Source organism: Suilimivivens aceti (genome assembly GCF_025567405.1).
GTDB classification, from domain to species: Bacteria; Bacillota; Clostridia; order Lachnospirales; family Lachnospiraceae; genus Suilimivivens; species Suilimivivens aceti.
Genome location: NZ_JAOQKJ010000031.1, coordinates 1 through 616, shown reverse-complemented (window position 1 = coordinate 616; position 616 = coordinate 1). Strand labels below are relative to the sequence as shown.

At 41.6% G+C, this 616-nt stretch carries 1 protein-coding gene; it reads left to right on the top strand.

Translation table 11 applies throughout. The features are described 5' to 3' along the window. The first annotated feature begins 162 nt into the window (after positions 1-162). On the top strand, positions 163-510 hold the full coding sequence (locus OCV77_RS16310) for a hypothetical protein (RefSeq protein ID WP_262575998.1): 348 nt from the start codon (positions 163-165) through the stop codon (positions 508-510). Positions 511-616: the final 106 nt, after the last annotated feature.

The following is a 616-nucleotide window of genomic DNA, read 5'->3' as shown; positions in this document are numbered from 1 at the left end:
AAGGCAGAAACGAAGGCAGTTTGGAAAAGACGAAAACCGTAGTCCGAAATATGCTGGATCGGGGATATGAAATAGAGGATATCTGTGCCATAGCAGGATGTGAGGCTTCATTTGTAGAAGAGGTGAAAAAGGATCTAATATAAAGAGAGGATGGCAGAGCTGATGAAAAATGAAGCTTATTCTCATCTGAGTAAAGAAACCTGGGAAGCGATAGCAGTCATGACAGACAATGCAGCAATGCTTCAGAAGAAGGATAAGTATAAAACAGAAAACGGGGAAGAGGAGGAATACAACATGTGCCAGGCATTGGAAGAGTTAATGGAAGAGAGAGAAAGCGTGGGAGAAAAAAGAGGCAGAAGAGAAGGAAGAAACGAAGGCACTTTGGAAAAGACGAAAATCGTAGTCCGAAATATGCTGGATCGGGGATATGAAATAGAAGATATCTGTGCCATAGCAGGATGTGAGGCTCCGTTTGCAGAAGAGGTGAAAAAGGAGCTGCTCCTGCAGTGACCTGAACTAAAACTGGAATAACGGAAAAACATTTATTGCATAATGAAAACTTCTATGCTACACTCAAACCAAAGCATAGAAGTTTTCTTATTTTCGGACAAAGTCC

Coding starts and splice junctions, on each gene's coding strand:
- OCV77_RS16310 (WP_262575998.1), top strand. CDS start 163: ATGAAAAATGAAGCTTATTCTCATCTGAGTAAAGAAACCTGGGAAGCG.